The sequence below is a fragment of the Acutalibacter sp. 1XD8-33 genome, assembly GCF_003612555.1.
Lineage (GTDB): Bacteria > Bacillota > Clostridia > Oscillospirales > Acutalibacteraceae > Acutalibacter.
In genome coordinates this window covers 1-20,107 of record NZ_RAZF01000041.1, presented here as the reverse complement: position 1 = coordinate 20,107, position 20,107 = coordinate 1, and the positions used below count along the sequence as shown (strand labels likewise).

At 57.1% G+C, this 20,107-nt stretch carries 28 protein-coding genes and 2 pseudogenes; 4 read left to right on the top strand and 26 right to left on the bottom strand.

Annotated elements, in window-relative coordinates:
- Window positions 1-52 precede the first annotated feature (52 nt).
- The 11 genes from D7X94_RS16200 to D7X94_RS16150 all read right to left on the bottom strand — a co-directional run bounded on the left by D7X94_RS16200 (window position 53) and on the right by D7X94_RS16150 (window position 5,544).
- Window positions 53-595: a hypothetical protein gene (locus D7X94_RS16200; protein WP_120428705.1), complete on the bottom strand. Its 543-nt coding sequence runs from the start codon at window positions 593-595 to the stop codon at window positions 53-55.
- Window positions 576-1,217: a hypothetical protein gene (locus D7X94_RS16195; RefSeq protein WP_120428704.1), complete on the bottom strand. Its 642-nt coding sequence runs from the start codon at window positions 1,215-1,217 to the stop codon at window positions 576-578. Before D7X94_RS16195 ends, D7X94_RS16200 begins: the two co-directional genes overlap by 20 nt.
- Before the next feature lie 8 nt (window positions 1,218-1,225).
- Window positions 1,226-1,738 carry a siphovirus Gp157 family protein gene (locus tag D7X94_RS16190; protein WP_158591064.1) on the bottom strand — a complete coding sequence of 171 codons (513 nt, stop codon included), beginning with the start codon at window positions 1,736-1,738 and terminating at the stop codon, window positions 1,226-1,228.
- 69 nt (window positions 1,739-1,807) lie between these two features.
- Window positions 1,808-2,632, bottom strand: a complete 825-nt coding sequence (locus tag D7X94_RS16185) for an ATP-binding protein (RefSeq protein ID WP_158591063.1) — start codon at window positions 2,630-2,632, stop codon at window positions 1,808-1,810.
- A gap of 66 nt (window positions 2,633-2,698) precedes the next feature.
- Window positions 2,699-3,280, bottom strand: a complete 582-nt coding sequence (locus D7X94_RS16180) for a hypothetical protein (protein ID WP_147401764.1) — start codon at window positions 3,278-3,280, stop codon at window positions 2,699-2,701.
- 234 nt (window positions 3,281-3,514) lie between these two features.
- Entirely contained in the window at window positions 3,515-3,739 is a 225-nt protein-coding gene (locus D7X94_RS16175; RefSeq protein ID WP_120428698.1) for a hypothetical protein, read from the bottom strand.
- A complete protein-coding gene (locus D7X94_RS18595; protein ID WP_158591062.1) occupies window positions 3,736-3,912 on the bottom strand; it encodes a hypothetical protein in 177 nt (58 codons plus the stop codon). The genes D7X94_RS16175 and D7X94_RS18595 overlap by 4 nt, the downstream gene beginning before the upstream one ends.
- A gap of 105 nt (window positions 3,913-4,017) precedes the next feature.
- On the bottom strand, window positions 4,018-4,371 hold the full coding sequence (locus D7X94_RS16170; protein ID WP_120428696.1) for a helix-turn-helix domain-containing protein: 354 nt from the start codon (window positions 4,369-4,371) through the stop codon (window positions 4,018-4,020).
- Window positions 4,372-4,493: 122 nt separating this feature from the next.
- On the bottom strand, window positions 4,494-4,697 hold the full coding sequence (locus tag D7X94_RS16165; RefSeq protein WP_120428695.1) for a hypothetical protein: 204 nt from the start codon (window positions 4,695-4,697) through the stop codon (window positions 4,494-4,496).
- A 41-nt stretch (window positions 4,698-4,738) separates the two neighbouring features.
- Window positions 4,739-5,032 carry a hypothetical protein gene (locus D7X94_RS16160; protein ID WP_120428693.1) on the bottom strand — a complete coding sequence of 98 codons (294 nt, stop codon included), beginning with the start codon at window positions 5,030-5,032 and terminating at the stop codon, window positions 4,739-4,741.
- Between the two features lie 284 nt (window positions 5,033-5,316).
- Window positions 5,317-5,544 carry a helix-turn-helix domain-containing protein gene (locus D7X94_RS16150; RefSeq protein ID WP_158591061.1) on the bottom strand — a complete coding sequence of 76 codons (228 nt, stop codon included), beginning with the start codon at window positions 5,542-5,544 and terminating at the stop codon, window positions 5,317-5,319.
- 182 nt (window positions 5,545-5,726) lie between these two features.
- Between D7X94_RS16150 and D7X94_RS16145 the strand changes: the two genes are divergently transcribed.
- The 3 genes from D7X94_RS16145 to D7X94_RS16135 are packed head-to-tail and all read left to right on the top strand — an operon-like array spanning window position 5,727 to window position 9,003.
- Window positions 5,727-6,464 carry an XRE family transcriptional regulator gene (locus D7X94_RS16145; RefSeq protein WP_120428687.1) on the top strand — a complete coding sequence of 246 codons (738 nt, stop codon included), beginning with the start codon at window positions 5,727-5,729 and terminating at the stop codon, window positions 6,462-6,464.
- 29 nt (window positions 6,465-6,493) lie between these two features.
- Window positions 6,494-7,618 carry a zinc ribbon domain-containing protein gene (locus tag D7X94_RS16140; RefSeq protein WP_120428685.1) on the top strand — a complete coding sequence of 375 codons (1,125 nt, stop codon included), beginning with the start codon at window positions 6,494-6,496 and terminating at the stop codon, window positions 7,616-7,618.
- Window positions 7,619-7,677: 59 nt separating this feature from the next.
- A complete protein-coding gene (locus D7X94_RS16135; protein WP_120428684.1) occupies window positions 7,678-9,003 on the top strand; it encodes a recombinase family protein in 1,326 nt (441 codons plus the stop codon).
- 9 nt (window positions 9,004-9,012) lie between these two features.
- On the opposite strand, the pseudogene D7X94_RS16130 reads toward D7X94_RS16135, so the two are convergent.
- Window positions 9,013-9,483 (bottom strand): annotated as a pseudogene (locus tag D7X94_RS16130) (relaxase/mobilization nuclease domain-containing protein); the annotation flags it as partial.
- Window positions 9,484-9,670: 187 nt separating this feature from the next.
- Between D7X94_RS16130 and D7X94_RS16125 the strand changes: the two are divergent.
- Entirely contained in the window at window positions 9,671-10,498 is an 828-nt protein-coding gene (locus D7X94_RS16125) for an HNH endonuclease (RefSeq protein WP_199715152.1), read from the top strand.
- A 102-nt stretch (window positions 10,499-10,600) separates the two neighbouring features.
- Here the strand turns inward: D7X94_RS16125 and D7X94_RS16120 are convergent, their stop codons facing one another.
- The 14 genes and pseudogenes from D7X94_RS16120 to D7X94_RS16065 form a co-directional block, all read right to left on the bottom strand.
- Window positions 10,601-10,948, bottom strand: coding sequence for a plasmid mobilization protein (locus D7X94_RS16120; protein ID WP_120428681.1), 348 nt, complete (start codon window positions 10,946-10,948; stop codon window positions 10,601-10,603).
- Window positions 10,949-10,950: 2 nt separating this feature from the next.
- Window positions 10,951-11,547: a hypothetical protein gene (locus D7X94_RS16115; RefSeq protein WP_120428679.1), complete on the bottom strand. Its 597-nt coding sequence runs from the start codon at window positions 11,545-11,547 to the stop codon at window positions 10,951-10,953.
- A 133-nt stretch (window positions 11,548-11,680) separates the two neighbouring features.
- Entirely contained in the window at window positions 11,681-12,037 is a 357-nt protein-coding gene (locus D7X94_RS16110; protein WP_120428677.1) for a cysteine-rich VLP protein, read from the bottom strand.
- The gene (locus tag D7X94_RS18815; protein ID WP_199715151.1) at window positions 12,037-12,210 is read right to left on the bottom strand and encodes a hypothetical protein; all 174 of its coding nucleotides are present in this window, start codon (window positions 12,208-12,210) and stop codon (window positions 12,037-12,039) included. Before D7X94_RS18815 ends, D7X94_RS16110 begins: the two co-directional genes overlap by 1 nt.
- Entirely contained in the window at window positions 12,207-12,761 is a 555-nt protein-coding gene (locus D7X94_RS16105; RefSeq protein ID WP_442857923.1) for a CD1107 family mobile element protein, read from the bottom strand. Before D7X94_RS16105 ends, D7X94_RS18815 begins: the two co-directional genes overlap by 4 nt.
- A 4-nt stretch (window positions 12,762-12,765) precedes the next feature.
- Window positions 12,766-12,927 (bottom strand): hypothetical protein, encoded by a 162-nt coding sequence (locus D7X94_RS19960; RefSeq protein WP_442857922.1) that lies wholly within the window; start codon window positions 12,925-12,927, stop codon window positions 12,766-12,768.
- Window positions 12,924-13,286: a DUF4315 family protein gene (locus D7X94_RS19955; protein WP_442857921.1), complete on the bottom strand. Its 363-nt coding sequence runs from the start codon at window positions 13,284-13,286 to the stop codon at window positions 12,924-12,926. Before D7X94_RS19955 ends, D7X94_RS19960 begins: the two co-directional genes overlap by 4 nt.
- A gap of 14 nt (window positions 13,287-13,300) precedes the next feature.
- A complete protein-coding gene (locus D7X94_RS16095) occupies window positions 13,301-15,007 on the bottom strand; it encodes a C40 family peptidase (protein WP_120428676.1) in 1,707 nt (568 codons plus the stop codon).
- Window positions 14,988-17,330, bottom strand: a complete 2,343-nt coding sequence (locus D7X94_RS16090; RefSeq protein ID WP_120428674.1) for a VirB4-like conjugal transfer ATPase, CD1110 family — start codon at window positions 17,328-17,330, stop codon at window positions 14,988-14,990. Before D7X94_RS16090 ends, D7X94_RS16095 begins: the two co-directional genes overlap by 20 nt.
- Window positions 17,299-17,673 carry a PrgI family protein gene (locus D7X94_RS16085; RefSeq protein ID WP_120428672.1) on the bottom strand — a complete coding sequence of 125 codons (375 nt, stop codon included), beginning with the start codon at window positions 17,671-17,673 and terminating at the stop codon, window positions 17,299-17,301. The genes D7X94_RS16090 and D7X94_RS16085 overlap by 32 nt, the downstream gene beginning before the upstream one ends.
- Before the next feature lie 2 nt (window positions 17,674-17,675).
- The gene (locus D7X94_RS16080; protein WP_120428670.1) at window positions 17,676-18,245 is read right to left on the bottom strand and encodes an MT-A70 family methyltransferase; all 570 of its coding nucleotides are present in this window, start codon (window positions 18,243-18,245) and stop codon (window positions 17,676-17,678) included.
- Window positions 18,242-19,036, bottom strand: a complete 795-nt coding sequence (locus tag D7X94_RS16075) for a DNA-methyltransferase (protein WP_120428669.1) — start codon at window positions 19,034-19,036, stop codon at window positions 18,242-18,244. The genes D7X94_RS16080 and D7X94_RS16075 overlap by 4 nt, the downstream gene beginning before the upstream one ends.
- A complete protein-coding gene (locus tag D7X94_RS16070; protein ID WP_158591060.1) occupies window positions 19,026-19,796 on the bottom strand; it encodes a septation protein SpoVG family protein in 771 nt (256 codons plus the stop codon). The genes D7X94_RS16075 and D7X94_RS16070 overlap by 11 nt, the downstream gene beginning before the upstream one ends.
- A gap of 53 nt (window positions 19,797-19,849) precedes the next feature.
- A pseudogene (locus D7X94_RS16065) lies at window positions 19,850-20,107 on the bottom strand (VirB6/TrbL-like conjugal transfer protein, CD1112 family); the annotation flags it as partial.

The window sequence follows — 20,107 nt, the reverse complement described above, 5'->3', positions numbered from 1 at the left end:
CTCCCTGCCGACCTCTTCTTCCAGCCAACAGGGATTCCACCTCAATACTTCCTCATAGGTCACTGTTTTCATAGGGATTCCTCCAATTTTCTGCCATTCCCGCCAGCTCCTCCGGCGTAGCTGTGTCGATGCCCACCGCGCGGCAGTCCTGGGCCACATGGTCAATGAGCTGGCTCATCTGCTTAGTGTCGTAGACGCTGGACCCGTAGTAGGCGATCACGTCCACATATCCCGGCGCTTCGCTGGGGGCCGTGTCCGTCAGCCATCCCAGCCCCCGGCTCTCCCAGATCTCCCGAAAGGCAAGCGACGCCCTTTCCTCCAAGGTAACCGCCACCGAATTCCTGCCAATGTCCTGAACGCAGCTTCGGTAAATCATCTCCCGGGGCTGGCCGGTAGCCTCTGCCAGCTTGCCGCAGAGGGCCCAGAAATAGGCGTTGGCGCTAAGGCTCCGCCGCCTCCGGTACTTTTTCAGGGCTACCTCCAGTTCATGATCCTTGAGCCGGTCGTACTCCTCCCGAAAATCCCCCCGGAGCTCCAAAGTAAGCCTCTGCCTCCCGTCCAGGGTCAGGCTCAACTCAGCAATCCGGGCGCGCATTCTGCCGCTCCTCCCTCTGGCATTTCAGGCAGAGCGTCCGCCCATATTTCCGCTGGGAATACTGGGCCATCTGCTGGACCGTCACCACCTGTCCGTCGGGCTTTTTGGCGTCTCTTAGCTGTTTGCCGCATTTGGCGCAGGCGGGGGCCTCGGGGGCTTCGCGGGCCTGCTGGGGGGCGTTCTCTTGGCGTTTTCCGTACTTGGTGGGTTCGTTGCCCCAGTAAATATCCGCCCCTGTTCCCAGGGCCTTTGCGGCCACGGAAATGGCATCGGTCAGGGCCATTTTGTAGCATTCGTCGCTCTGATAGAGGCCTTTCTTTCCCTTGGCCACAAAGGCGCTGCCCCCTGTGCCGGGGACGCCCTCGCTCCACTGGCCGTCGTGCCGGTAATAGAGCAGGATATTGCAAAAGGCACTGATCTCTCCCCCGGGGCCGGATTCCGTCCACTGGCGGGTGATCTCGTACTTCCAGCCAATGCCGCAGGGGCCGAACTGCTCCGTCAGGGCCTGGATCCGCCACATAGGGGTGATGTTGGTCTTTCCTATCAGCCTGCCCGCCTCAATGGGTTCCAGCGCCTCTTTGGGCGGCGTGCGCAGCTTGTTGTATAGCTCCAGATTTTCCATGGCTCCTCCTATTTGACGCTGAATGTCTCGCCGCTTTCCAGGGACACGCCGGGAATCGCGGTCCCGGCCTTTACCGCCTCCTTAATGGCGGTCTTGTCCGGTTGAGGAGGGATTTGCCGGAGATACTCCGGGTGAGCCGCGGCCCACCGGAGAAAGCCCTGCTCGTCCTCGAACCGCACCGAAGCGGGGGTTTTCTTGATTTGTAGCAGGTTCCGGGGGGTCTCGATCTTCCGAACCCCGGCCAGGGCCATCTGCCGGTAAAGGAATTCCTTGAGCCTGTCCGCCTTGGCAGACCGGGCCTTTGCCCGCTGGGCCAGCGCGTCCGATTCCGCCCGCATGGCCTTTGCCTGGGCCTCCAATTCCTTCACGAGGCAGGCGATATTGTCCGCCTTTTCCTGAAATTCCCCGGCGATTCCGTCCAGGGTGTCCAGCACCGCCTGGGCGTCGATTTCCGGGTCGCCGCACATCTCCCGCACCTGCCGGTACTGCTGAGAAAGCTCAAACATCTCAAACAGATTCATGCCTCTCCCTCCGTTCGATGGGAATTTTCCTGCAGCAGTTCCAGCAGCAGATCTCATAAGTCACCGTTTTCAACATGCGCACTCCTTTCTCACAATCCCGGACATCCTTCTGCCCTTGGCCCGGAAGCTCTCCCCCTGGCAGTGGATGGGCCCGCAGATCTCCAACAGTCGGTCATACCCCCGCCGCATATCCAGGTTGGGGGGATTCCGCAGGTTCTCAATCCCCAGATTGGTGGTGACGATCAAGGGCTTCCGGGACCGGTATCTCTCGTCCACCAGGGAGAACACCGTCTCCCGCCCGGATTCTGTGTCCCGCTGGGCCCCCAGGTCGTCCAGCACCAGCAGGTCGTATTCCCCGACCTGGCTGAGAAACCGGGCCCGGTCGTTCCACTCCATGTTGCTGACCGCCACGAAAGAGGTCATGTAGCACCGGTACCCCTGATCCAGCAAGGCGTTGCAGACGCAGGCGGCGGCGAAGGACTTCCCCACGCCCACGTCTCCCATGAGCAGCAGACCGATGTTGTTTTCCAGGGCCATCTTCCAGTTTTTCACGTAGTTCCAGGCCTTTTCCAGGGTCGGGGTGGACTGGGCCCCCTCAAAGCTGGCGTTCCGCAGCATACTGCTCTGGATTGCCGACTTCTTCCGCCTGGCTTTCAGCATCTCCATCCGCAGGGCCTCCTGCTCCTTGCGTTCCTCCTCCCGCCTCTGCTGGGCGCAGCGGCACATGCAGCCAACTACCCTCTCCCGGGTGCCATAGGTTACCCGGCACTGCTTGGGGGTATGGCACTTTCCGCAGATCAGCAGCCCTTGTGGGCTTATGTAGTCCCCCTCCACGGGGCCGTACTTCTCCGCGCCCTTCGCCGCCGCGTCCAGAATCTCTTCAAAACCATTCACAAAAATTCCTCCTTTTCCAACGGAGGAGATCCGCTGTGCCAGCGGGCCTCACTCCCTTTTGAGGGCTTATCCATTCCCCAGCAGCTCCCGCAGCATCTGAACTTGTTTGCGCCGGGCATCGTTCCATGCGGCATACCAAGCGGCACGCCTAGCGGAATCCCTAGCGGCACACTCAGCGGCATACTCAGCGGTACGCCTAGCGGCACCCCACGCGGCCCTCTCAGCGGCACACCTAGCGGAATCCCTGGCGGCACACTCAGCGGCATACTCAGCGGCATCCCTCGTGGCGTCCCTCGCGGCCTCCCGGGCTTCTTCCAACTGCCTATCGGTAATTTCTCCCCGCATCCATTTCCGCTTGGCCTCAACGGCCGCTACACTCCGGGGATCGGGGTTTCCCACCAAGGCCAGCGCCTCTTCCGCACACCAGCAGGCAAACTCATGGAGAATCATCTCGTCCACCAGCTCCGTCCTCAACACCGCCCATACCTTGTTCACGGAACTAACTTCCTCTTCCGGCAGATCCAGTACATCCAGCGCGGACCAGCGTTCCTTCCGCTTGCCAATGCGCTCTAGCTTCTCCCTGCCGCCCTCTTCTTCCAGCCAACAGGGGTTCAAACTCAATACATCCTCATAGGTCACTGTTTTCATAGGGATTCCTCCAATTTTCTGCCATTCCCGCCAGATCCTCCGGCGGAAAAGGCTCTTTTTCATAGCGGGGCGGGATGCTCCGATTCGCAATTTGCTATTGACAATCGCCCGCCTTTCAGCTTTTATAAAAATAAAATAATTTTTGTTTGTCGCTTTCCCGCCTTTGGCGGGGACGGCTTTTTTATGCCGGGGGCTGGATTTCAATAGGATCCCGCTTTCCGCCGGGCCAGACAGCTACGCGCTCCTCTCGCTGTTCACGATCTCCAGCGCCAGCTCGATTTCCATCTCGTCCGGAAATTCCTTCCCACGCCGTTTTGGCTCTGGGTAAACTCTACACCGGCTGCGGTGTTTTCGCTCCTCCTGCCACTGGATGTATAGGTCAACCGCTCCTCCTATGCCCGCAAGCACAAGAAGCAGCGCCATCATCCCTATAAGTCCCAATATTATGCTTTCGCTCATCCTGCTCTCTCCTTCCTTTGGTTGTGCTTTTCCCCATCGGCGGATGGACCATCACAAGGCGGTTTGGCTGACGTATGGCCGTGTACTGGGGTCATAATCAGCTCCAACCCCCTGCGGCCCAAAATGTCGTTGAGGACTTCCGCTACATATTCAGGGTCAAACATTGTTGTCATAATCCACGCCTCCTCTTTACAAAATTTATATTACGTGCCCGGATTGTCCTATCTCTGGTCTTTTCTATCCTCCGTTCCCTTCGTCTCCAGGGATGGGGGCGCTTTTTATGCTTCCGGGCTTTCCAAAACAATATCCTGGTCGCTGATTCCGTACAGCTGGCACAGTTGGCGGAGCTTGATGGGGCTGGGCTTATGTATACCGGCTTCCCAGCGACTTAGGGTGCCCTTGGAATAGCCCATCTGCCTTTCTGCGCGGCTTTGGGTAAAGCCAGCGCTAAGCCGTGCGGTGCGCAAGGAAACCGGCTGCGGGAAGCGCCTGATCTTCTGGGTTTCCTTGTTTTTCGCCTGCTCCCCATCTTTGGGGGGCGCGTCCTCTTTAGGAGTAAGCACCAGCTGTAGTCCGTGGCGGCTCAAAATGTCATTTAAAACCTCCGTTGCATAAATAGGATCAAACATCATGATAGCCCCTCCTTTGCTTCATTCTATGCGGCAGTGATTGTCCAGTTTTCCGGTTGCGGGCTGCGGGAAGATGTGGCATACTATACCTTATGCAGACCTGTTAGGTGCTTTAATAGGCCTTGCTAGTCCACTGGTGTTGCCCTAACAGCATCAGTGGGCATTTTTTCTTTCATCAAAGCTAAAACGCCTTGTACAAACTGCCGCATTTCCATCTCCTTGTTTGCTGGAATGTTATCTCGGTTCCGGGCCACGCTTTCCGGCGTAGCGGGCTCGTAAAACACTTCGCCTGTGGGCTCCCCGATATCTCTTCCCCGTTTATCCAGCATAAAAATCACCTCATAAATTCATATTCCGGGTTCAGATTGTCCTATCCCTGGTCTTTTCTATCCTCCATTACCTTCGTTTCCAGGGATAGGGGCGCTTTTTGTTTTACCGGATATTTTAAAAACTCCTTGCATGGCTGGCGCAAGGCCCCACGCCGGCACTGGTAGAACAGGCAGTAGCCTGTGGCCGTAGGCACCCATCCCGCCACGTTTCCACGGTTTTGCCGGTAATACTGTTCGTAATACTGGCAGTTCACGCAGGCCCGTGCGCTGGCCTCTATGCTGACCGTCACGGTTTTCCGGCTTCCCGCCAAGGATTCCGCTAACGCTTCCCTCATGATTTTCCTCCTTGCCTTTTTGTTCGTGAAGTGGTATGCTTTACCTGAAAATCTTCTTGAAGTCTTCATAAGACTTCATGCCCAGAATGTCAGCGATTCGGATTGCGGTATCTAAACTTGGCCGTTGCGTACCGTATTCTATGCCGCCCTCATCATCTCGATCATAGCCCTTACCCAATAGCCGCCAGCTATAGATCAGCTTCCTCAAGAGCCTCACAAGCATCACACTGTTCAGGGCCAACGAAAAAGCGGACAACACTAACGCTATTATTGCCAGCACCGATTCACCCCCTCTTCCTCGTCTGCTGAGAAGCGCAGGCCACATCAAGCCCGAGCAGATAATCCGTGCTGCAGCTGAACAGCGCGGCCATTTTCAGCAGCTTGTCTGACGGGATAGGCCTTTCCCCGCGGACATAAGACAAATATGTCTTTGAAGAAATACCAAGGGCCTTTGAAAGATCCTCTTTCGTCAGCTGGTATCTGCCCCGCTCCGCTTCGATGTTTGAAAACACATATTCGCCTCCTTCAACTTCTAGATTCTCGATTTCGTTTTTATTATAATCTAGAATCTAGAATTTGTCAAGGGCATTTGCAAAGATTTTTCTATTTTCTAGATTTTTTTGATTGACAAATGGAACAATATGCGGTATTATAGTTAACAAGAAGGAAATCCGATGTTAAGATAGGGGGCTATATGCGTTTCCGTATTAAAGAGGCCCGCGAGGCGGCGGGGTATTCTCAAAAAGAGTTGGCTGAAATCCTTGGCGTAGCTCCAAACACCTTTCATGGCTATGAGAGCGGAAAGCACGATCCAAAATCGTTTTTGCTCACCGAGATCGCGGAAGTGTGCGGCGTGTCTACAGATTTTTTGCTTGGATTGACGGATTTCCCCAAAAGCCATACTGCTCTTCGAGAAACGCAGACCCCATATTCCTCCCAAGAGCAGGACATGATCGAAAAATACCGGATCCTGGACATCCACGGAAAGCGGGTGGTGGACAGCGTTCTGGAGGCTGAATACGACCGGATGACCCATGTGGCTGGCCAGGAAAGCCGGGGCGCTACCACATATATCCCCTGCTACGATCTGGCGGTCAGCGCCGGAATCGGCGAACCCTGGAGCGGCGACAGCGGCTACAAGACCCGGCTGGAGATCCCCACAGAGCAGGTGCCGGACAGCGCACACTACTGCGCCCGGGTGAACGGGGACAGTATGGAGCCCGCCTATTCGGACGGGGATATTGTCTATGTTCAGCGCATGGACGAGATGGTCCGCATGGGGGAAATCGGTATTTTCTTTTTGAACGGCGACGGCTATATCAAGCGCCTGGGCCGCGGGGTTCTGGAATCCCTGAACCCGCAGTATGAGCCCATTCCCATCCACGAGTACGATGATCTGCGCTGTCAGGGCCGGGTGCTGGGGAAGGTATAAGTTTTATGTGAAGAAATGGGGAATGAAAAATGGTTTGTCCACGCTGCAAGTCTCAGCTTCCTGCCGGGGCTACCAGCTGCCCGAAATGCGGGGCGCGGTTCTCCCAGGGAAAGCGGTGCCCTTATTGCCAGTCGGTAATTCCCGCCTCCGCCACAGCCTGTCCCAAGTGCGGAAGGCCCCAGCCCCAACGGGCGGCGGGCGCGGCCTCTCAACCCGCCGCTTCCCAGGCGAGCCAGAAGGGCGGCTTCCGCTGGTGGTACATCCTGATCGGCGTGGGGGTTTTCATTCTGGGACTTGCGATAGGGTATGCGGCTGGAAGCGGGACGGACAAGGATTCTCCCGAAAAGAAGAATGAAAGTTCCTCCTCTTCTTTGGCTTCGGATTCTGCGGCTTCTACGGAAGAGGTCAGCCTGGACGGCCAATGGAAACAAATCAACTCAAGTTCAGAAACCAGCTATCAGGCTGCCATCGTTTCCGGAAGCACTCTGGAAATCTATTGGATCAACGAAGAAGATAGCTCTCGGTCTCTTTATTGGGCTGGAACCGTAACTCTTCCGGAGAATGGAGAAACAGAGTTCACCTGGGAATCAAAAAACGACAAAGAAAAGACAAAAGCTGCTATTCTGGCCTCTCCCGATGACACAAAAACCTTTGCTTATAAAGATGGAATCATCAGCTATGAGGTCTCCGCAATGGGCACTACTGCCACTGTGCACCTGGAGAAAGCCGAAGGAACCGCAAATCTCCCTTCGGCCATAACAGAGCCTCAAATAACTCCAGAACCTCAAGCACAGAGCGACACTTCTATCCAATCTGCCGCATCACTTCTGGAGATTGCAGTAAAACAAGGCTTCCAAGACAATTACACGATCGACACCCAGGACGAAATGATCGTTATTTCTGTTTGGATGGATGGCGTGGCGCTAAACCTTTCCGCAATTCAAGAAGCGGGCGGGGATACCAATCACCCAAACTGGGTAGAAGTAAAGACAGCTCTGTCCAGTATGTACAGTTCTTTCACGAATCTTTTGGAGACCGGCGGATATCCTGCATATCCCGTCGTTATCAACGCAATCAACGATCTCAATCACGAGAACACCTTACTTACCATTGCAAACGGAGAGATCGTCTATGACGTTTTGGCCGTCAATTAGCAAAGAAGCCCGCCCCGTTTCTTCCGTGGGCGGGACAATTTGTATGAGGAGGAATTTTCATGAAGCGCGTATTCCTTTACGTGCGCGTCTCCACCGAGGAACAGGCTGTGCATGGCCTTTCTATTGAGGCGCAGACTGCCGCGCTGGAGAACTGGGCCCAGGCCAATCAGTGCAAGGTTGTAGGGATCTATACCGATGCCGGCATTTCCGCCCGCAAGCCTGCTTCCAAGCGCCCGGCGCTCCAAAGGCTTTTGGCCGGTGTTCGGGCAAGGGAGGGTGACCTGATTCTCTTTACCAAACTAGACCGCTGGTTTCGCAATATCTCTGAGTATTACAAGGTTCAAGAGGTGTTGGAGCGCTATCATGTCAGCTGGAAAACCATCCAGGAAGACTACGACACCACTACCGCCTCTGGCCGTCTGAAGGTGAACATCATGCTCAGTGTGGCCCAGGACGAAGCCGACCGTACCGGCGAGCGCATTCAGTTTATCTTTCAAGACAAGGTGCAGCGGGGAGAGGTCATCAGCGGAAAGGTGCCCCTGGGGTACAAAATCGAGAATAAGAAAATGGTCATCGACCCCGCTACCGCCCCCATTGCGAGGGATATTTTTCAGCAGTATCTGGCCCTGCGCTCCGTGCGGGGGGTGCGGGAATATCTCATTAAGACCTATCATCTCACCTACGCCCCTACCAGCCTCCGGCTCCTGCTTACCAACCCCCGCTATATAGGCCACGCCCACGGTCAGGAAAACTTCTGCCCGGCGCTGATCCCCAAGGAGCAGTTTGAAAAATGCCGGGATTCCATTTCCTTCCGGGGCCAGCGGAACATTGTACATTCTCCCAACATCTACCTATTTACCGGGCTTCTGCGCTGCGCGGAATGCGGCAACCGGCTTTCGGCCCATGTGGTGAGCGGGCAATATATTTATTACCGCTGCACAAAATACGAAAAGTATCATCAATGTACCCACAAAAAAAGGACCAGCGAATTAGCGCTGGAAAAATGGCTGATAGAAAACCTGGTGGCCTGCTATGAGCGGTATAATCTATCCTTAATTGAGCAGGCCCAAAGGCCGGCCCCCAAGGTGGACACAGAAAACCTCCGGCGCAAAATGAAAAAGCTGCAGGATCTGTATCTCAACGACCTGATCGAGCGGGAAGACTACGAAAAGGAATACAGTCTTTTGCGGGACCAGCTGCGAGAGGCCAGCACCCCCGCCCCCAAGCTGCCGTCCCCTGTGGACATTGAAGAGATAAAAAATATGCTGGCAGCTTACCGCCAGCTGAACCGCAAAGAACAAAAGGAGTTCTGGGGCAGGCTTGTGGGCGAAATCACCATCACAAACGATGAGCACTTTTTTGTATTCCCATTTAGCCATAAGTAAAGTAACCTACTGGCCATAGTGGAGGAAACGGCCCTTGCTGTGCTGTTTGGGATTTTGTATCACGGACAAATCATGCTCCAGACATACCCGGTCAGACAGCCGCCGGAGGGCAAAGCTGGAGCCGAGGAAATTATGGAATTTCCGGGAGCAGTCAAAGGCCGTGGAATTGAAATAGATGTGGTTGTGAATGTGGCCCTTGTCGGTATGGGTGCAGACGAAAAACTGGTACTTGCCTTTCGTCCAGCGCATCGCCGTTTCAAAGCCCAGCTTGTTTGCCTCCTCCGCCGTCACCTCGCCGGGCGGGAACGCCTGCCGTATCTGGAAAAACAGCGCCCCGCGCTCCACGGGCCGGGCGGTGGCCGCCTGGTATTCGCTTTTCACCAGCAGAAACTCGGCGGCGGCTGTGGCCGGGTCGCAAAGGTGGGAGGACACGGCCCCCAGCTTTTGGGGTTTGAGCCCGTAGGCAAACCGCTCCTCCATCGTCTGGACGGCGCCCAGTCCCGCTGCCTGCTTGTAGGGCCGGATGTAGGTCGTGGCCGTGGTAGCACCTCCTCTCGTTGGGACTTTGGGACAAAATGTCCCGAAGTACAGGAAAACGTCTGGTATTAAAATGGGGCTCATGCTATAATTGTATTTCTAAAAACATAAGAGGAATGAGGTGTTCATTTTGGCAAATCCCCGCGATGATTTTTCATCAAAAACAAAAGATATACTGGCAAAAAGAGTGGGCTTTAGATGTAGTAACCCAAATTGCCGTAAATTGACTTGCGGTGCTAACGAAAGCCCAGAAAAAGTTACAAACATAGGAGTTGCTGCGCATATTGCCGCTGCCGCTAAAGGTGGCCCTCGATACGACGAGTGCATGAGTCCAGATGAGCGAAAATCTCTTTCTAATGGAATTTGGTTGTGTCAATCATGTTCAAAGCTAATTGATGTAGATGAAACACGATACCCCGCAGAAGTTTTGATGAAATGGAAAGCCATTGCTGAGGATTTAGCAATTTTAGATGTGGAAACAAACTCTCCAGCGGGGAACATATCTCAAGATAAAGAGCTAATCAAATTTTATGTTCAGTGTTTTGACCGTCCTGCATTTCAAGACGATATTTGCCAAGAGGGGCGAATGGAGGACTTCGATAAAGCTATTGAAGATACTATTATAGCCCTCAACACTGGAATACTTCGAACAAGAGATGGAGCAATCATCAAGCAAGCAGAGGGAAAGTCTGTTATTCAAAATCCCGATTGGCGCGAAAAACTGGACAACATCTCCGAAATGTTAGTATCTATCCGCAGACGCTTGAAAATTGCAAAGGTCGAACACGCATACACCGTGAATGAAACAGGTGGTGATGTTTTTTATTGTTTTCGTGATGATGAACTTGCTGAATGGTTTAATCTAACCCGTAGAGAAATCTTAAAAGTTTTGTCCTCTATATGCCGAGAAGTAGGTATCCGGGAACTTCACTTTTGGAGCAGGCGTTATAGATGGTAATTGTGAAATAGGCATAGCTGCTTATTTTTCATTGGGACTTTGGGACAAAATGTCCCGAAGTACGAAAAGCCGGGGAGCGGCACAGCACCGCTCCCCAGCAAATCACAGCTCCACCAGCGCGGAAAGCTGTTTCAGCAAATCAGACAAAGGCCCCCACAAAGCGGAGTAGTTCCGTTGCAGGGCCGATATTTCCTCGGGGTAGATGCCCCCATAGGTGTTGGCATGGACAGCCACTTGATTGAGATTGTTTGAGCACCGCCGCTGGAGGGACACCAGCTCCCGGACGGGGGCAAGGTCAATCTGGAGCACATAGCCGCAAAGGGCCATCCTCCGCATATACGCGCCCATGTTGCGGATGCCCGCCTGGGCCATGCGTTCCCGGATAAGCGCCTGCTCTTCCTCGGACACCATCACATGAAGATGGACGGGGCGGCGCTTTTTTCCGGCCATGCCTACCTATCGCCCCGGTCGGGCAAGTCCCGTCTGGGCGCGACGGGGGCCTGCCGTTTCCCGGCCAGCCTCGCCGCCTCTTTCGTCTGCTCCGCAATCGGGCGGGGCCTGCCGACATCCCGCAACAGGCCGGACACCTCCGGGGCGGGCCGGAGCTCATAGTCCGCCGCCTGCTTTTCCGTCAAAGGTTTTGTGTAGGTCAGATGCCCCCACGCAAGGAACGCGCCGCCCTCCACGGGTACGCGCTTGTCGTAGTTTTCGATCTCGTCCGGCTCGTTGCCCGCAGGCTTGGGAAACGTGCCGATGTCAACGGGCCGCTGGGTGGAATAATACTTGTAAAGGCCGGGGGCCTCAATCTGCACCACCTTGACGGAGAACTGCTGCTGGTAGTTTTCCACCCGCTCCAGCAAGTCCTGCTCCAGCGCGGCCCGGTCACTGCCATAATGCCCCCACTCATACTGCCTTGCGCCGTGTTCGTCATCGTAGCAGGCCCACGTCACAAAGGGGGACGGGGCCCGGGGATGCTCCCCCAGCGCAAAGCCCCTGCCGTTTTCCAGCATCACGGCCTTTAAGATTGTATAACCTTGATTTTTGTCCATAGGAACCTCCTCTCGAAATGTTAGCATCATCCGGGGAAATCGGGGCAGGACGTGTAAAAGTACGCCCCGCCCCAAAAGCGGCCCCGGAAAGCCTTGAAAACAGCGGGCTTTTATACCCCCAAATGCTCACGCCTCACCCCCGGTATTTCCGCATATATCCCCGCTGTTTTTTCTGCCTTGCGGCCTTGGAGCAGGCCACGGAGCAGTAGCGCCGCCGCCCGTCCGGGGCCACGGCCCCGCCGCATACCGGGCAGAGCTTGAAATCCGGCCTGGGGCCCTCGGTCAAAAGGGCCGCCTCCAGCACCGGGTTCAGCGGCAGGACGGCCTCCCGGAAATAGCGGCAAAAGCTCCCTGTCCAGCACTTCCCCAGCATATAGCACTCGCAGTCCAAAGGCAAGCATCCCATTTCCCGGTCATAGTTGGCGCACCATTTTGTGACAAGGGAGCGGATGGCCGCCTTTTCCTCACGGGTCAGCTCGCGCAAAAGCATCACCTCCCGCCCGGTTTTTTCAAAAGGCTCTGAAAGCAGGAGCCGCAGGGGATGCCGCGCCAGTAGGGACAGCCACAGCCCCGGGAGCCCTCCCGGGGCTTTTCCGGGCGGGGAGCCCGGGGCCGGGGGCGGCGTTTCATTTCCCGTTCCAAAGGATTCGCTGTGAAATTCATTCTCCGCCCTCCTTTTCTTCTTCCTCATCCCACGGGGGGAGGTCGTCATACTCACCGCCGCCATAGTCCTCGCCGTATTCCCCAGCCTCGTCAAAGTTCTCACCGGGCGCGGCGGCCTGCTGTTTGGGGCGATAAATCTTGAAGTACCACCCGGCCCCGCCGCCGATAGCCAGCACCGCCAGCACTAATAGGAGCGTCCCCGCCCCGCCGGATTTTTCCGGTTCGGGCTCGGGCTCCGGCTCGGTAGCAGGTTCGGGCTCCGGCTCCGGGAGCGGTTCGGGCTCCGGCTCCGGGAGCGGTTCGGGGACAGCCTCCGGGGAGGGCTCCGCAAGGGCCATTAAATCGGCCACGGTGACGGCGTTCAGAAAGTACACATTTTCCGTCTCCCGCTGGCGGTCAATCACCAGATAGAACACGGACTCGTCCGCCGCCATGATGGTGAAAAATTCCTTGCCGTCCTGGTCGGTGGCGTTATCCACCATCGTCCCCTGCCCGTCCGGGGTAAAGGGGTTGGGCTCGGGTTCCGGCTCCGGCGCGGGCGTGGGCTCCACGGGGTCAAGCCTCTCCCACTCCGGGCCGCCCGTACCGTCCTCCCATTCCTCGCCGCCTGAGAGTTCGCATTTGCGAACTCTTGCGTAGAGCCGTGGTCGTAATGCCGCACAGCAAAAAAGCGGCGCACAGAGCCGCCGCCACTACACGATATTTTTTCAGTTTCATTCCGCGTCCTCCTTTTCCTCGTCGTCGCAAAGTCCGCTCAACTCCGTTTCCGCCTGCGGCGAAAACTCCGCCCGCTCCCTTGCTCCTCCTCTCCCCACAAAGTCATCCGACTTTGCGGGGGCCCCCTTATGGGACTTCGGGACATTTTGTCCCAAAGCGTCCCCGGCCTTGATGCGCTGGAGCACCAGTGGGAGCTCCTCAAGGGAAATGCTCATGCCCCGCACGATGTCCACGATTTCCTCGTTCTCGGCCTCCTTGTGTTTCTGTTCCAGCTCTTTCAGCCGGGCCTGCTGGTCGCTGATTTTGGCCTTGACCTTTTCCATCTCGGCCATGATTTTTGCGCTCTTGCTTATCGCCATTGAAAACCTCCTTTTCATGGTAAACGCCCGTAGGCGTAGAAGTGGGCCTGCCAGTAGCTGCTGTTTAAGTTGGCGTAGCTGATAGGGTCGCCACAGTGTATCATCATCCCGTCCCCCACATAGATGCCACAGTGGGAGACTCCCGGGGTGTCATAGGTTCCCTTGAAAAAAACCAAATCTCCGGGGCGGGGGGAGCTGGTGCGGGTACAGATGTTGTAAAGCCCCTGTGCCCCCAGACGGCCCACGTTCCAGCCGGAATGATTGACTACCCACGAAACAAAGCCGGAGCAGTCAAAGGACGTGGCCGGGGAGCTCCCGCCCCATACATAGGGATAACCGAGGTATTTCTCGGCCTCGGAGAGCATCGCCGCGAATGTTTCATCGTCCAGATATTCCCCCGGCACTTCGTAGCCTTCCGGCGGGTTGGTGTATTTCCCCACATAGGACGAGCCGGGAAAGAGGTCGGGGCGGTTCCCCAGCGTAGCCATGTAGAGGGAATACCGGGAAACCTTTTCCTCCCCCATGATATAGATAGGAAGATGGGAAAGGTTGAAGTTATCCAGCGTCACATAGCAGATGAAGTAATCGTAATACACCCGGTAGCTGTCGGTGTGGGTATTGCCGTCCTCGTCTGTCCATGTATCCGTTTCGATGTAGTACCGCTGCTCCTTTACCACGTTCTCTGTCAGCGTGTACTGGCGGTCAAAGAGCATCTGCAAGGTGGGCTGGACATCCGCCAGCGTCCACTCGCCCTCATGCCATGCGCTCAATAAGGAAATCAGCACATAGGGGTCGTGTTCGATAGCGTCTAAATCAAAATGGTACTCGTCATAGTCGTGTGTGCTTTCGTAGGTATCGAGATAATGCTGGAGCTCCGCCTCCAGCGAACAATAAGCGGCCTCGGCCCCCAGCATATCCCCGTCCTCGGCGGGGTAGGTGGTGGCCCCAACCGCGCCTGCGGCGGCGTTCCCCAAAGTGATAAGGGAGGACGCGCAGGACTGGAGGGATAAAACGAGCACCACGCAGGCCAGCGCGATAAGCGCCCCCACGGGATGCCGTTTCACGAAAGCCACAGCCCGCTCCGCCAGCTTTTCCGTGGCGGCGGCGGTTTTCCCGGCGGCCTTGGCCCCTTGTTTCGCGGTCTGCTTTGCCGCCTGCCGCGCTTGTTTGGCGTACTGCTTTTTCAGCTTTTGCTTGTGCCAGTAGCGGGTGACGGCGTTCTTTGCAAGCTCCGGGTTCTCCTGGGCGGCCATGCGGAACTGGTAGTCCGCCCGGGCCTTGATGTACTGCGTCTCGGCCTTATGGACGGCCCGGGCCGGGTGCTCCCGGATGCGCTTTTTTGCGTACCGCGTCCCCTGCCGGAGAGCGGCCTCGCCCAAAAGCTCGGAGCGGTGGGCCCCCTCGGTTCCCACGTTTTCATGCTCCACCTCGTAGATTTTGCCATGCACAAAGCCGTGGGCGCTCCACCCGGCGGCCCCCAGCACCCGTTTCACCGGGCCCCTGGGTTTTGGCGGCTTTTTGCCCTCCAGCTTTTTCCGGGCCCGGTTCAGCTTGTCCTCCCGCGTCTCCATGCGGAGCTTGGATTTACTGATTTTTTCCTGTTCGCTTTCCATGCGGAACTTGGATTTTTTGTTTTTCAAGCCTTTCGGGGACTTTGGGACATTTTGTCCCGAAGTGCCTTTGTCCCCGGCGGGCCCGGCGTTATTCGTTCCTCTGGTCATTGGCTATGTCCTCCGGGCGGGTGGTGAGCAGGTTGTAAATCTCACCCTTGGGGAAACGGTCAACAAAGGGGATGGTCACATTCCCATAGAACAGCAGGCCCTCGCCGGAATTGCTGTGGGTGATATAGGAGAGCTGGTGCTCGGAAATGCCGAGCTGTCTGGCCAGAATTGCCCGGTCGCTCTGGGCCTGGGACAGCAGGATCATAAAATCCGTGTTGTCCAGAATGTTCTCAATCTCCCGGCTGGCCAAAAGGTCTTTTACATTCTGGGTTAAAGCACTCGGGACACAGCCCTTTTTGCGGAGCATCTTCCACACCGCCACAAAGTAGCTGGCGGTCAGCGGGTCACGGAGCAGGACATGGAACTCGTCAAAGTAGCACCAGGTCGCCACGCCCTCCCGGAAGTTGGTATCTACCGCCTGGGAGACAAACTCGTTTGTGATGTGCATGGCGATTTTGCGGAGATTTTCTCCCATGTTTTTCAGCACAACGCACACCACCCGGCTGTCCGTCTTTACATTCGTGGGGTGGTTAAAAAGGTTTAAGGAGCCTGTGCAGTAGAGCTCCAGCGCCGTTGCCACACGCCGGGCCTCGGGCTCCGGCTGTTTTAGGAGCTCCTCATATAAATCCTGCAAAAGCGGGGTTTTCGTATTCCCAAGCCCCAGCGCCTGCTCCCGGTACACCAGCCGCACACAGCGGTCAACCACCGTTTTTTCAATGGGCTGTAAGCCCTCTTTGCCGCCCACCACCAACTCGCACAGGGAAAGGAGAAAATCCGCTTTCATGGAAAGGGGGCTGTCCTCGTCATTCAAACCGATTTCAATATCCATCGGGTTGATATGGTGGGGGCTGTCCGGGGCAATCTCAATGACCTGCCCGCCCAGCCGCCGCACCAGCGGGGAATATTCCCCCATCGGGTCAACGATAACGATGCGGTCACTTGTGGCAAGAAAGACGTTTATCAATTCCCGCTTGGCGGCAAAGCTCTTGCCGGAGCCCGTGGAGCCGAGATACATCCCATTGGCGGATTTCAGCTTTTTCCGGTCTGCCATGATGACATTGTGGGAAAGCGCGTTCATGCCGTAGTAGAGGGCCTGCCCGCCCATGCGGAGCTCCCGCGTCATAAAGGGAATGAAAATCGCGGTGGAGCTGGTTGTCATGCCCCGCTGTATCTGCACCTCGTTATAGCCGAGGGCCAGCGAGGACATAAAGCCCTGTTCCTGCTGCCAGTCCAGCCGCTTTAACGCACAGTTGTATTTCTGCGCGATGCCGGAGACGGTGAACACGTCATTTTCCAGCCGCTGGCGGGTGGGGGCGAGGTTGATGACGGTGAACGTCAAGAGGAACATCCGCTCATTCCGGGACTGCAAATCCCCCAAGAGCTCCGCCGCGTCCTTGGAAAAGGTGATAAGGTCGGGGGGAAGTATGTCCATGTCGTACCCGGCGCGGACGGCCTTTTTCTGCTCCTCCACTTTCATCTTGTCAATGTCCGAGATTTTCCCCTTGATGGTCTTTATCGCCTTTAACTGGTCAACGGTCTGGATGTGCATGGTGACGGTGAGCTCCGCGTCCAGCTCCAGAATTTCCCGCAAAAGGCGGTCAGAGAGCTCGGACGCCAAAATCTGAAGATAGGACGCCGCGCCCCAAAAGCCGCCCACACGGAAGAACCGGGAGCCCCGGAAGTCAAAGCCGCCGCTGGGGGTGATAAAGTCCTTTGTCCCCATCCCGGTTTTGGAAATGTCCTTCCACGAAAAGCGGAACGGCTCCCGGCTCCCCGGGTGCATCTGGCTGTGGAGTAGGGCCAGCCTTGCCCGCCCGTCCATCGGCTCCGAGGAAACGCCCAGCCGCTTAAAGTTCCCCATCACATCGGCCTCCACACGCTCCAGACGGGGCCGGGCCTCAGCGATCCCCTCGGCAGGTATGCCAAAAGTGATATATTTGGAGCGTTCAATGCCGTTGTTGGAACGGGCGATCTGGTTTTTTAACATCCCGGTAAATTCCTCCCGGACGCTGTTAAAATCATCGTCCGCCTGGGGGATGTTCACCTTGTAGCGGACTCGGGAGTGGGAGCGGCGGTTGATAAAAGAGAGCTGGACGGGGAGCGCGCTGTCGAAGTAGTTGAGGAACGAGCTCCACCCGCTGAATATCGCGGACTGATCCTCGGTGGATGCCACGGAATAATTGATGTCCTCATATTCCACGGTCTTTGTGTAGAGCCCGCCGGGGAGCTGGCACACGCCGTCCGGGTGCATCGCCACATAGGGGATGGACTGCTGGGCGGATAAGGCCGCCTTATTCTTTCTTTTGCTTTTTCGGTTTTCCATTCACTGCCTCCTTTCCCGCCTGCCCGGTAAAGGGCGCGTAGATGTTCCCGGTCTTGTAGGGCCTCACGCCGGGCCGCAGGTACTTGGCCCGGATGATGTTCTTTACCACCTTTTCCAGCGGCAGGCCGTCTTTCTCATACATCGCCAGCAAAAACGCCGGGAGCATGATGCCCAGCATCAGGAACAGCGCCGCCGTGTTCCCCAGCGCACTACGGGCCAGCAGGTAGGAGGGGACTCCCACAAGGGCCGCGCCGCCGAAACACACAAGCTGGCGTTTTGTCAGATTGAAAGCGATTTTGGTCTTGATTTTCGATAGGTCGTTAGGTACGTTCACATAGGGCATTTTCAAGCCTCCTTTCTTTGGGACAAAATGTCCCGAAGTCCCGCCGTAGGTTCCACCTCGTTCCCCCACACGTCCCAGCCGGGGGCCGTCTGGCGGGCGAACAGCTCCACCCGGGGCACGTCCCCCATAAGGGCCACGATTTTCTCCCGGGCCTCATCCGGCTTTTTGCTGTGGCCCTCGATAGGGGAGATAATGAACTGGTGGACGTTGAGGGCCTTTCGCCGGGGATGCCCACGGGTCGCCAGCAGGCACACCTCCGCATTGGCCCGCGTCCAAAAGCCCAGCCCATAAAACCAGCTATCGGCTTTCTTGTTCTTTTTCAGCCAGACAAAGCCCACGGACTTATACTGGAAGCCCCACGCCTTGATGAGCCGCAGGGCCTCCGGGAGCTGGGGGAACGTGGCCCACAGAAAAAGAACGCTGTCCGGGGCCGCCAATTCCGCCACGGGCAACGCGCATAATTCCTCAATCCCCATTGTGGGGTAGTGCCGCTCCGCCGCGCCTTGCAGGCCCTTTTGGGCGTACCGCCACGGCGGGTCGGCGTATATCACGTTATATTTACCGATAGTCACACCCCCTTTCCGCCAGCGGCCACAGCCGCCCGCGCCTGCGTGATGCGCTCCGTGGCCGGGCCGTAAAAGGCCGGGGCCGTCTCAAAGCAGATAAACTCCCGGCCCGTGTTCAGCGCGGCGATGGCCGTTGTGCCGGAGCCTGCGCAGATGTCCGCCACCACCTGGCCGGGGGCGGTGTAGGTCTTTATCAGATACTCACACAGCTCCACGGGCTTCTGCGTGGGGTGGACGGTATGGGCCACGGTCTGGAATGAAAGCAGGTTCCCCGGGAACCGCCGCCCGTCCTCCGAGCCGCTGCCGGAGCGGACAAACTTCCCATAGTTGGGGCTCTGGTCGCGCTGGGATGCGATTTTCTTATAGGGCTTGCCCTGCTCAAACTGCGGATTGTAGAGGGGGAGCTTTTGGTAAAACACTAAAATATTCTCCGTCTTTTTCAGCGGGGCGCGGCGGGCGTTGAGAAATCCCGTACAGCGGCTCTTATACCACACCCATTCATAGCGGAGCATGGAGAGGTTGGACGCGCCGAGGATTTTGTCATAGGGGCACTGTGCGAAGAACAGCACCGCCCCGGAGGGCTTGACCGCCCAGCGCACCGCCTCCCACAGCTCCGGGAGCGGCAAAGGCACATCCCAATAGTTGCGGGTCGTGCCGTAGGGCGGGTCGGTCAGAAGCATATCTACCGAGTGCTCCGGGAGGGAGCGCAGGCCCGCGATGCCGTCCATAAGGTAGAGCCCGGAGGGTTCCGGGTTAAGGTTCGGGACATTTTGTCCCAAAGCCGGGCTATCTGCCATCCCGTCCCTCCTTTCCCTTTGCCGGGGCGGAGCGGGCGGCATTTTTCTGCGCGGCCTCCTTTCCCGCCTTATCCATCTGCTCCCGGATGGGCGCGGGGCGCACCGCCTCGGCCCGGGCGATAAGTTTCTCAACCGCCGAATGGTACGCCTCCACCCCCGCCGCGTTCAGCCGCTCCTGGGTGGCCCGGTCATTGATACGCACCGTGGCCCGGTAGCCCGTCCTGCTGGTGGGGTCGGGTTTTGAGGGCGCACCTAAGAAAATGCCGTTCTGCCCGTTCACCACCTTGAAATCGTCCACCACCACGCCGCCGATATTTACGCTGGCAAAGCCAATCAATTTCCCCTGTGGCTCAATAGGCCGCACCGATACCTCAATAGGAACCGCCTCCTTCAGCATGGCGTCCGTCCTCATTTTCACGGCCTCGTCTATGGTTACGCCTTTGACCTCGGCCAGCTCCGCAATCGGGGCCTCAAAAAGCCAGCGCCGCTCCTCGGCGGCGATCTGTTCCGGGGTCAGTATGACATCCTTACTCAGTCCTGTTTCCTCCTTTCCGGGCGTGGGTATGACAGCCCCGCCCTCATAGTCATAGCCTGCCGCGTTTATCGCGGACAGGGTTTCCGCTGATACCGCCCCTTGCAGTTGCAGGTCGGTTTCAGCCATGAACGCCAGCATATCCCGCTGGTCAAATTCCTCCGGGAGCTTGCCGCCCCACGCCCGGCGCATCTCACCCTCCGGGCCCAGCTTGTAACGCCTCGGCATATCCGGCCTCCTTTCCCGGACTTTGGGACAAGTTGTCCCGAAGTGCCGCTCAATCAGTGGGCTCCGAAGATGCTGCGGGCGATTGTCCCGGTCTTGAACAGCATGAAACAAAGGAGCACCGTATAGCCCACGGTTCCCCATATCGCGCCGATGGGGTCGCCCCCAGCGGCGATGTTCTGCACCAGCACCGCATAAATCGCCACGCACACCATAATCAGAAATGCCTGGAATCCCAGGGCAAACAGGGATTTGAGATAGTTCTGGCCCATGCCGCCCACCTCCCGGTTGGAGAGGGTCGCCACGGGGATGGG

Excerpts from the sequence above, each read along its gene's own strand:
- D7X94_RS16200 (WP_120428705.1), bottom strand. The coding sequence starts at position 595 with ATGCGCGCCCGGATTGCTGAGTTGAGCCTGACCCTGGACGGGAGGCAG.
- D7X94_RS16195 (WP_120428704.1), bottom strand. The coding sequence starts at position 1,217 with ATGGAAAATCTGGAGCTATACAACAAGCTGCGCACGCCGCCCAAAGAG.
- D7X94_RS16190 (WP_158591064.1), bottom strand. The coding sequence starts at position 1,738 with ATGAATCTGTTTGAGATGTTTGAGCTTTCTCAGCAGTACCGGCAGGTG.
- D7X94_RS16180 (WP_147401764.1), bottom strand. The coding sequence starts at position 3,280 with ATGAAAACAGTGACCTATGAGGATGTATTGAGTTTGAACCCCTGTTGG.
- D7X94_RS16175 (WP_120428698.1), bottom strand. The coding sequence starts at position 3,739 with ATGAGCGAAAGCATAATATTGGGACTTATAGGGATGATGGCGCTGCTT.
- D7X94_RS18595 (WP_158591062.1), bottom strand. The coding sequence starts at position 3,912 with ATGACAACAATGTTTGACCCTGAATATGTAGCGGAAGTCCTCAACGAC.
- D7X94_RS16170 (WP_120428696.1), bottom strand. The coding sequence starts at position 4,371 with ATGATGTTTGATCCTATTTATGCAACGGAGGTTTTAAATGACATTTTG.
- D7X94_RS16165 (WP_120428695.1), bottom strand. The coding sequence starts at position 4,697 with ATGCTGGATAAACGGGGAAGAGATATCGGGGAGCCCACAGGCGAAGTG.
- D7X94_RS16160 (WP_120428693.1), bottom strand. The coding sequence starts at position 5,032 with ATGAGGGAAGCGTTAGCGGAATCCTTGGCGGGAAGCCGGAAAACCGTG.
- D7X94_RS16145 (WP_120428687.1), top strand. The coding sequence starts at position 5,727 with ATGCGTTTCCGTATTAAAGAGGCCCGCGAGGCGGCGGGGTATTCTCAA.
- D7X94_RS16140 (WP_120428685.1), top strand. The coding sequence starts at position 6,494 with ATGGTTTGTCCACGCTGCAAGTCTCAGCTTCCTGCCGGGGCTACCAGC.
- D7X94_RS16135 (WP_120428684.1), top strand. The coding sequence starts at position 7,678 with ATGAAGCGCGTATTCCTTTACGTGCGCGTCTCCACCGAGGAACAGGCT.
- D7X94_RS16120 (WP_120428681.1), bottom strand. The coding sequence starts at position 10,948 with ATGGCCGGAAAAAAGCGCCGCCCCGTCCATCTTCATGTGATGGTGTCC.
- D7X94_RS16115 (WP_120428679.1), bottom strand. The coding sequence starts at position 11,547 with ATGGACAAAAATCAAGGTTATACAATCTTAAAGGCCGTGATGCTGGAA.
- D7X94_RS16110 (WP_120428677.1), bottom strand. The coding sequence starts at position 12,037 with ATGCTTTTGCGCGAGCTGACCCGTGAGGAAAAGGCGGCCATCCGCTCC.
- D7X94_RS18815 (WP_199715151.1), bottom strand. The coding sequence starts at position 12,210 with ATGAATTTCACAGCGAATCCTTTGGAACGGGAAATGAAACGCCGCCCC.
- D7X94_RS19960 (WP_442857922.1), bottom strand. The coding sequence starts at position 12,927 with ATGAAACTGAAAAAATATCGTGTAGTGGCGGCGGCTCTGTGCGCCGCT.
- D7X94_RS19955 (WP_442857921.1), bottom strand. The coding sequence starts at position 13,286 with ATGGCGATAAGCAAGAGCGCAAAAATCATGGCCGAGATGGAAAAGGTC.
- D7X94_RS16095 (WP_120428676.1), bottom strand. The coding sequence starts at position 15,007 with ATGACCAGAGGAACGAATAACGCCGGGCCCGCCGGGGACAAAGGCACT.
- D7X94_RS16090 (WP_120428674.1), bottom strand. The coding sequence starts at position 17,330 with ATGGAAAACCGAAAAAGCAAAAGAAAGAATAAGGCGGCCTTATCCGCC.
- D7X94_RS16085 (WP_120428672.1), bottom strand. The coding sequence starts at position 17,673 with ATGCCCTATGTGAACGTACCTAACGACCTATCGAAAATCAAGACCAAA.
- D7X94_RS16075 (WP_120428669.1), bottom strand. The coding sequence starts at position 19,036 with ATGGCAGATAGCCCGGCTTTGGGACAAAATGTCCCGAACCTTAACCCG.
- D7X94_RS16070 (WP_158591060.1), bottom strand. The coding sequence starts at position 19,796 with ATGCCGAGGCGTTACAAGCTGGGCCCGGAGGGTGAGATGCGCCGGGCG.